This window comes from Streptomyces sp. NPDC059456 (assembly GCF_042750055.1).
Lineage (GTDB): Bacteria > Actinomycetota > Actinomycetes > Streptomycetales > Streptomycetaceae > Streptomyces.
This window is the reverse complement of the sequence record NZ_JBHYVA010000282.1, coordinates 1-7,628: the sequence shown is the minus strand read 5'-3', so window position 1 is coordinate 7,628 and position 7,628 is coordinate 1. Positions and strand designations below refer to the sequence as shown.

General features: G+C 74.5%; 5 protein-coding genes. 4 read left to right on the top strand and 1 reads right to left on the bottom strand.

Annotated elements, in window-relative coordinates:
* Nucleotides 1-113: 113 nt before the first annotated feature.
* Complete coding sequence (locus tag ACFXA3_RS23310; protein ID WP_385189599.1) at nt 114-1,727, bottom strand: alpha/beta fold hydrolase; 1,614 nt, start codon at nt 1,725-1,727, stop codon at nt 114-116.
* A 326-nt stretch (nt 1,728-2,053) separates the two neighbouring features.
* On the opposite strand from ACFXA3_RS23310, the gene ACFXA3_RS23305 reads away from it, so the two are divergent.
* The 4 genes from ACFXA3_RS23305 to ACFXA3_RS23290 form a co-directional block, all read left to right on the top strand.
* Nucleotides 2,054-2,854, top strand: a complete 801-nt coding sequence (locus ACFXA3_RS23305) for a TIGR03084 family metal-binding protein (protein ID WP_385189597.1) — start codon at nt 2,054-2,056, stop codon at nt 2,852-2,854.
* Nucleotides 2,855-2,925: 71 nt separating this feature from the next.
* The gene (locus ACFXA3_RS23300) at nt 2,926-4,848 is read left to right on the top strand and encodes an acyclic terpene utilization AtuA family protein (RefSeq protein WP_385189604.1); all 1,923 of its coding nucleotides are present in this window, start codon (nt 2,926-2,928) and stop codon (nt 4,846-4,848) included.
* Complete coding sequence (locus tag ACFXA3_RS23295) at nt 4,845-6,443, top strand: acyl-CoA carboxylase subunit beta (RefSeq protein WP_385189594.1); 1,599 nt, start codon at nt 4,845-4,847, stop codon at nt 6,441-6,443. The genes ACFXA3_RS23300 and ACFXA3_RS23295 overlap by 4 nt, the downstream gene beginning before the upstream one ends.
* Before the next feature lie 8 nt (nt 6,444-6,451).
* The coding region (locus tag ACFXA3_RS23290) for a biotin carboxylase N-terminal domain-containing protein (protein ID WP_385189592.1) at nt 6,452-7,628 on the top strand (1,177 nt) is incomplete at its 3' end.

The following is a 7,628-nucleotide window of genomic DNA, read 5'->3' as shown; positions in this document are numbered from 1 at the left end:
CTGCGGCCCGCGGGGGCCCCACCGCCCCCGCCGGCCGGGGCGCGGCGGCGCCCCGCCCGGCCGCGGGGGGGGGTTGCCGGCGGGGCGGGGCGGGCCCGGTCCGGTGCCGGCCGTCAGCCCAGCGGCAGGTCCAGGTACGACGGCGTGGCCTCCGGGGAGGTGAAGGCCAGCGTCGCGCGGGGCAGGTTGGCGTCCCCGTAGAACGGGTCGCGGGCGTCGGCCACCAGCATCAGCCGGTGCCCGCGCGGAACGTCGTACGCCGTCGCCTGGAGCTCGACGTCGGCGCAGACCAGGCTGTCGGGCGGCGAGTCGAGGTCGCAGTACGGGGCGTGCGTGACGATGTGCGCCGTCCCGTCCGGGGCCACGGCGAGCAGGTACGCGACGAACGAGGACCCGGCGTTCGCCGCCCGGTACGTGACGCGCAGCCGCGGCGTGCCGCGCAGCCGCAGCGTCTCCGCCTCCGGCTCCGCGGTCCACACCGCGGCGACGGTGCGGTCGATGTCACCGGTCCGGTAGGCCTTCGGGCGGCCCGCGATCTCGTCGTACCCGCAGAGCACGACCGCGTCCGCGACGGTCGCCGGGGTGTCCACCCCGCACAGGACGCCCGCGCTCCATCCGGCCTCGGGCCGCTCGGCGAGCTCCCCGCCGCCCGCCAGGTGCAGCCGGCGTACGTGCTCGGTCACGGAATGCCAGGTGGGGCGGGGTTCCAGGGTCTGGCCCCACATGACCTCGCTGAGCACCTGGCCCTCGGCGGCGATGCCGTTGTCGATCCCCTTGAGATGGTGGTCGAACCAGCGGTGGGCGTTGGTCCAGATCCGGTTCGGCAGGCCGGTCATGCCCGTCATCTCGGGCCCGGAGTGGTCGCCGATGGAGAGGTCGAGCCGCTTGGGGCCGATCAGCTCGTTGAACATCTTCAGGGTCTGGTTGGCCGGGAAGAGCGTCTCGTGCCAGGCGTGCGAGAAGTAGACGGGGACCTGGCGGCGGTTGAGCTCCTTGACGTGGCTGAACGGCGAGCGCTGCTCGGCCCAGCGCAGGGTGCCCTGGATGTCGCGGCCCGCGAGGACGTTCTCGAACACGCTCTGCGTCTGCGGGCTCAGCCGGGCCTTCGCGGCCGCCTTGAGCAGCGCCTCCACGGCGGCCACGTGCCGGGTCCGGTTCTCGTGGAAGGCTTCCCCTAGGTCGCCCCAGCTGCTGAGCGCGACCACCGCGTCGACGCGCGTGTCGTGCGCGGCGACGAGCTGGCCGATGCCCGACCCGTACGAGTCGCCGAGGAAGCCGATCCTGGTGACCGGGCCGGCGGTGCGTTCGATGAGGTGGTCCAAGGCGCGGCTGCCGTCGGCGACGTCGAGCGGCCCGGCCACGTCGACCTGGCCCTCGGAGCCGCCGAAGCCCCGGGCGCTGTACGCGAGGACGTTGTAGCCGCGCGCCGCGAAGACGGTGGCCTGGACGGCGTAGGGGAGCCAGCCGTGGTTCGTCCACGGTGAGGGCATCACGATGACCGGCCGCGCCTGGCCCCCGTTGTGCCGCCACAGTGCGGCGTCGAGCAGGTCCCCGTCGGCTCCGGCTACCTTGACGCGGCTGAAGACGGCGACGGACCGGACGTCGGCGACCTCGGCGGCGCGGGCGGGGCCGAGGCCGGTGACGTCGCCGGTCTCCAGGGCGGTGACGAAGGCGGTGAGGGTGGTCGCGTCGAGTTCGGGATAGAGCGAGTAAGCGGCTGGGATCACGTCGGTTCATCCTCTGTGTCGAGTGACGGAACGTGGGGGCGCGCGCTCGGGGCCCGGAGCGGGGAACGAAGCGTTCAGTATCGATGCGACATCCGGTGAGGTTTCGGTGGTTTGCGACGTCCGGCCGAAATCGCCCCCTGTGCGGCCGGTGCGGGCGGTGCCCCCGGACCTGCCCGGGGTGATGACGGGCGTCAAGTCGCCTTTCGCCCGGGTCCGTTGGAACCGCTGGCGCGAAGGAAGTGTTCGATGGCGAAATCATGCAAGCATGCTTGATTGTTTTGTCGGCGGCTGCCAGTCTTCCCCTCACGCCGAAAGGGGAGCCCGCCGTGCTCGATCCGTCAGCCGTCGCCGTCTTCGCAGACCTGCGCGAGGAGGGCCTCGAACTCGAAACCCTGGTACGGGACCTGCCCGACGCCGGATGGGCCGCGCCCACTCCCGCGCAGGGCTGGACCATCGCCCACCAGATCGCCCACCTGCACTGGACCGACCGGGCCTCGCTGATCTCCCTCACCGACGCCGACGGCTTCGCCGCCCTGGTCGAGGAGGCGGTCAAGGCCCCCGACTCCTTCGTGGACGAAGGCGCCGCACGAGGCGCCGCCCTGCCGCCCGCCGAACTGCTGGCCCACTGGAGGGCCGGGCGCACCGCCCTCGACGAGGCGCTCGCCGCGGCCCCGCCCGACGCCAGGTTCCCCTGGTACGGGCCGCCGATGAAGGCCGCCTCCATGGCGAGCGCCCGCCTGATGGAGACCTGGGCGCACGGCCAGGACGTCGCCGACGCCCTCGGCGTGCGCCGCACCCCCACCGCCCGGCTCCGGCACGTCGCCCGGATCGGCGTCCGGGCCCGCGACTACGCGTTCGCCGTACGGGGACTGCCCGCGCCCGCCGCGGAGTTCCGCGTGGAACTCGTACCCCCGGACGGCGGCGAGCCCTGGACCCACGGGCCCGAGGACGCGGCGGACCGGATCACCGGCCCGGCCCTCGACTTCTGCCTCCTGGTGACGCAGCGGGCCCACCGCGCCGACCTCGCCCTGACCGCGACCGGCCCCGACGCCGACCGCTGGCTGGACATCGCCCAGGCCTTCGCGGGCCCGGCGGGCCCCGGCCGCGCCCCCGGGACCACCCGGTGAACGGCCGCCGGCCGCTGCGCATCGGCAACGCCTCCGGGTTCTACGGCGACCGCTCCAGCGCCTTCGAGGAGATGCTGACCGGCGGCCCGCTCGACGTGCTGACCGGCGACTACCTCGCCGAGCTGACCATGCTGATCCTCGGCCGCGACCGGCTGAAGAACCCCGGCCTCGGCTACGCCAAGACCTTCCTGCGCCAGCTGGAGGACGGCCTCGGCCTCGCGCACGAGCGGGGCGTGCGCATCGTCGCCAACGCGGGCGGCCTGAACCCGGCGGGACTGGCCGACGCGATCCGCACGCTCGCCGCCAAGACCGGGGTCCCGGTGTCGGTCGCCCACGTCGAGGGCGACGACCTGATGCCGTTCGCGGAGGGCGCGCTGACCGCGAACGCCTACCTCGGCGGCGCCGGCATCACCGCCTGCCTGCGGGCGGGCGCGGACGTCGTCGTCACCGGCCGGGTCACCGACGCGGCCCTGGTCAGCGGGCCGGCGGCCTGGTGGTTCGACTGGGCGCCCGAGGACCACGACCGGCTGGCCGCGGCGGTGGTGGCCGGCCACGTCCTGGAGTGCGGAACCCAGGCGACCGGCGGCAACTACGCCTTCTTCACGGCGCACGACGTCCGCCGCCCCGGGTTCCCGCTGGCCGAGATCTCCGAGGACGGCTCCGCGGTGATCACGAAGCACCCGGGTACGGGCGGCGTCGTATCGGCGGGCACCGTCACGGCCCAGCTCCTCTACGAAACCCAGGGCCCCCGTTACCTCGGCCCCGACGTCACCGCCCGGCTGGACACGGTCCGGCTCACGGACGCCGGCCCCGACCGGGTGGCCGTCACCGGCGTCGTGGGCGAACCCCCGCCCCCCACCCTCAAGGTGGGCGTCACCCGGATCGGCGGCTGGCGCAACGAGGTGGTCTTCGTCCTGACCGGCCTGGACATCGAGGCCAAGGCCGCCCTGGTCCAGGCCCAGCTGGCCGACGCCCTGTCCCAGGTGGCCACCGCGGACTGGACCCTGGCCCGCACGGACCACGAGGACGCCCCGACGCAGGAGACCGCGAGCGCGCTGCTGCGGCTGGTGGTGCGGGACCCCTCGCCGGACCGGGTCGGCCGCGCGCTGACCTCCGAGGCCATCGAGCTCGCCCTGGCCAGCTATCCGGGCTTCCACGTCACCGCCCCGCCGGGCCCGGCCCAGCCGTACGGGGTCTTCACGTCCTCGGCGGTGCCGGCTGCCTCGGTCCCGCACGTGGCGGTCCTCCCGGACGGAACCCGCCTCGCGATCCCGGCCCGCCAGGACGCACGCTCCCGCCAGACGCCCGAGGCCCCGGGACACCCCCCGACGCCCGCCGCAACCACACCCCCCGCCGGGCCCGCGGCACACCCCGAGCCCTCCGGCCCCGCCGGGTCCGCGGCGCAGCCCGCGTCCACCAGCTCCGCCGGGCCGCAGGCGCAGTCCGTGCCGACCGGCACCGCACCGCCGCAGGTGCAGCCCGGGCCCACCAGCTCCGCCGGGCCGCAGGCGCAGTCCGTGCCGACCGGCACCGCACCGCCGCAGGTGCAGCCCGTGCCCACCGGCCCCACCGGCCCCGCCGGGCCGCAGGCGCAGCCCGTGCCCACCCGCGCCGGACCGCCGGAGGCGCCGGCGGGGGGGACCCGGCGCGTACCCCTCGGCACGCTCGTCGGTGCCCGCAGCGGTGACAAGGGCGGCGACGCCAACATCGGCGTCTGGGTCGAACGCGACGACGCCTGGGACTGGCTCCACACCACGCTCACGGTGGACGTCCTCAAGGCCCTGCTCCCGGAAACCGCAGGCCTGGCCGTCACCCGCCACGCCCTCCCCAACCTCCGCGCCCTCAACTTCACGCTCCCCGGCATCCTCGGTGCCGGCGTCGCCTCCGCCCACCGCTTCGACCCCCAGGCCAAGGCCCTCGGCGAATGGCTGCGCGCCCGGCACGTCGACATTCCCGCCCACCTCCTGCTCACCCCGGAGGGGACCCGCTCATGACCCGCCTCACCACCACCGTCGACCCGTACGCCCCCGACCACCTCGCCCACCGCGCCGCGGCCACCGCCCGCCTCGCCGAGCTGGACGCCGAACACGCCAAGGCCCTCCTCGGCGGCGGCGAGAAGTACACGGCCCGCCACAAGGACCGCGGCAAGCTCCTCGCCCGCGAGCGCATCGAGCTGCTGCTCGACCCGGACACCCCGTTCCTGGAACTGTCCCCGCTCGCCGGCTGGGGCAGCGACTACCCCGTCGGCGCCTCCATGGTCACCGGCATCGGCACGGTCGAGGGCGTCGAGTGCCTGGTCACCGCCAACGACCCCACCGTCCGCGGCGGAGCCTCCAACCCCTGGACCCTCAAGAAGGCCCTGCGGGCCAACGAGATCGCCCGGCAGAACCACCTGCCCTGCATCAGCCTCGTCGAGTCCGGCGGCGCCGATCTCCCCTCCCAGAAGGAGATCTTCATCCCGGGCGGCGCGATCTTCCGCGATCTGACCCGGCTTTCGGCCGCCGGCATCCCCACCGTCGCCGTCGTCTTCGGCAACTCCACCGCCGGAGGCGCGTACATCCCCGGGATGTCCGACCACACCATCATGATCAAGGACCGCTCGAAGGTGTTCCTCGGCGGTCCGCCGCTCGTGAAGATGGCCACCGGCGAGGAGAGCGACGACGAGTCCCTCGGCGGAGCCGACATGCACGCCCGGACCTCCGGACTCGCCGACTACTACGCCCTCGACGAGCACGACGCGATCCGCCAGGCCCGCCGGGTCGTGGCCCGCCTAAACCACCGCCGGGCCCACCCGGCCCCGCCCCGGGCCGAGGAGCCGGCGCACGACCCCGAGGAACTCCTCGGCATCGTCCCCGCCGACCTCAAGACCCCCTTCGACCCCCGCGAGGTCATCGCCCGCATCGTCGACAGCTCCGACTTCGACGAGTTCAAGCCCCTCTACGGCACCAGCCTGGTCACCGGCTGGGCCACCCTGCACGGCTACCCGGTCGGCATCCTCGCCAACGCCCAGGGCGTGCTGTTCAGCGCCGAATCGCAGAAGGCCGCCCAGTTCATCCAGCTGGCCAACCAGCGCGACATCCCGCTGGTCTTCCTCCACAACACCACCGGCTACATGGTCGGCAAGGAGTACGAGCAGGGCGGCATCATCAAGCACGGCTCGATGATGATCAACGCGGTCTCCAACTCCCGCGTCCCCCACCTGTCCGTCCTCATCGGCGCCAGCTACGGGGCCGGCCACTACGGCATGTGCGGCCGCGCCTACGAACCGCGGTTCCTCTTCGCCTGGCCCAGCGCCAAATCCGCCGTCATGGGCCCCCAGCAGCTCGCCGGCGTCCTGTCCATCGTGGCCCGCCAGTCCGCCGCCGCGAAGGGACAGCCGTACGACGACGAGGCCGACGCCGGGATGCGCGCCTTCGTCGAGGCGCAGATCGAGTCCGAGTCCCTGCCGATGTTCCTGTCCGGGCGGCTGTACGACGACGGGGTCATCGACCCGCGCGACACCCGTACCGTCCTCGGCCTGTGCCTGTCGGCCGTCCACAACGCCCCCGTCGAGGGCGCCCGCGGCGGCTTCGGCGTCTTCCGGATGTGAGCCCGCACATGACGAACCTGACCTCCCTCCTGGTGGCCAACCGCGGCGAGATCGCGGTCCGCGTCTTCCGTACCGCCCGCGCCCTGGGCCTGGCCACCGTCGCCGTCCACTCCGACCCCGACGCCGACGCCCTGCACGTACGGGAGGCCGACGCGGCCGTGCGCCTCCCCGGCGCCGCCCCCGCCGACACCTACCTGCGCGGTGACCTCGTCATCGCGGCCGCCCTCGCCGCCGGCGCGGACGCCGTCCACCCCGGTTACGGATTCCTCTCCGAGAACGCCGGCTTCGCCCGCGACGTCGCCGCCGCCGGACTCACCTGGATCGGCCCGCCGCCCGAGGCCATCGAGGCCATGGCCTCCAAGACCCGGGCCAAGGAACTGATGCGCGCCGCCGGGGTCCCGCTCCTCGACCCCGTCGACCCGGCGTCCGCCACCGCCGCGGACCTGCCCCTCCTGCTCAAGGCCGCCGCGGGCGGCGGCGGACGGGGCATGCGCGTCGTACGGGACCTCGACGCCCTCAAGGAGTCCCTCGACGCCGCCTCCGCCGAAGCCGCCTCCGCGTTCGGCGACGGCGAGGTCTTCGCCGAGCCCTACGTGGAGCGCGGCCGCCACGTCGAGGTCCAGATCCTCGCCGACTCCCACGGCACCGTGTGGGCACTCGGCACCCGCGACTGCTCCCTCCAGCGCCGCCACCAGAAGGTCATCGAGGAGGCCCCGGCACCGGCCCTCCCCGAGACCCTGCGCACCACCCTCCACGAGGCCGCCGTGGCCGCCGCCCGCGCCGTCTCCTACCAGGGCGCGGGCACCGTCGAGTTCCTCGTCGCCGCCGACGGGCGCCCGTACTTCCTGGAGATGAACACCCGCCTCCAGGTGGAACATCCCGTCACCGAGGCCGTCTTCGGGCTCGACCTCGTCGCCCTGCAACTGCGCATCGCCGAGGGCGCGGCCCTGCCGCTGACGCCCCCCGAGCCCGCCGGCCACGCCGTCGAGGCCCGGCTGTACGCCGAGGACCCCGCCCAGGACTGGCGCCCGCAGACCGGCGTCCTGCACACCCTCGCCGTCCCCGGCGGGGTCCGCGTGGACACCGGCTTGGCCCCCGCCGCGCCCCCCGGCCGCCCCCCCAAAACCCAACAACGCCAACCACAAGCCCCCCCCCCCCCCCCCCCCCCCCGCCCAGAAACAAAAA

Excerpts from the sequence above, each read along its gene's own strand:
- ACFXA3_RS23300 (WP_385189604.1), top strand. The coding sequence starts at position 2,926 with ATGCTGACCGGCGGCCCGCTCGACGTGCTGACCGGCGACTACCTCGCC.
- ACFXA3_RS23295 (WP_385189594.1), top strand. The coding sequence starts at position 4,845 with ATGACCCGCCTCACCACCACCGTCGACCCGTACGCCCCCGACCACCTC.